Origin of the sequence: Burkholderia sp. RF7-non_BP4 (genome assembly GCF_001521935.1) — a bacterium.
GTDB classification, from domain to species: domain Bacteria; phylum Pseudomonadota; class Gammaproteobacteria; order Burkholderiales; family Burkholderiaceae; genus Burkholderia; species Burkholderia diffusa.
The window spans coordinates 1-842 of the sequence record NZ_LOTA01000084.1; the positions used below are offsets into that span (position 1 = coordinate 1).

The window sequence follows — 842 nt, forward strand, 5'->3', positions numbered from 1 at the left end:
GCGCCGAAGATCAGCGTCACCTCGGCGATGCCGTGCAAGCGGCCCAACGCGCCCAGCATATGCGCCTGCTTGGCCAAAGCCTTCGTCGCGGCGTCGATCACACTCTTGTCGATACCATCGAGTTCGCCTTTCTCGGCCATCTCCTTCGTACGCTTGAGCACGTCCTCCACCAGCTTCAACTCGTTCAGGTTGCCGAACTCCAGCACCTTCGACGGGTCCACATGCGCGTTGATCTTGAAATCCGCCGTCAGCTGCGCCTTCAGTGCCGCCTCCTGCTTTTCCAGCACCGCCTTCTCCGCGCCCGATAGCGATTTGTCCGACTGTTCGAGCTTGTCGAGCTGTTTCAGCGCGTCGTCTTCCGACTCCAGAATCGCCTGATACGTTGACTTGTCGATCAGCGAATACAGCGACGGCACGATCTCGGCCATCTTTTCGAGCTGCTCCGTGTCGTGCCGGACCGCATCTTTCACCGGCGTCAAATCCGGAGCCTGAGACACCATCAACCGTAATGCAGCCAGGTCATACATCTCGGACGAATCCCCTGGCGACAATAGATTGGCATACCGCTGAACCATCTCCGGGTTATTTTTTTCAAAGTCTTTTACCGCATTCACAATTGCGCGGGCCAGCGGGCTGTCTTTGCCAACACCGATACTGCCATTAGCATTCCATGTTTGGCCAGACTGCCAACCAAACTGAATCTCACCGCCATCCGGAAGCTTCATATACCCGTCAACCAAACCATCATCGACGCGTACCCCATTTAGAACTTCATCCGCCCATTTCCAGAACTGAATTTTTTCTTCATTTGTCTTCAGGTCATCCGCAATCTTCTGGAATTC

The 842-nt window shown here is 55.1% G+C and carries 1 protein-coding gene; it reads right to left on the reverse strand.

Annotation, left to right across the window (positions count from 1 at the left end; all coding sequences use genetic code 11):
* Nucleotides 1-842: hypothetical protein (locus WS49_RS35740; RefSeq protein WP_179949255.1), on the reverse strand; the 842-nt coding region annotated here is incomplete at both ends.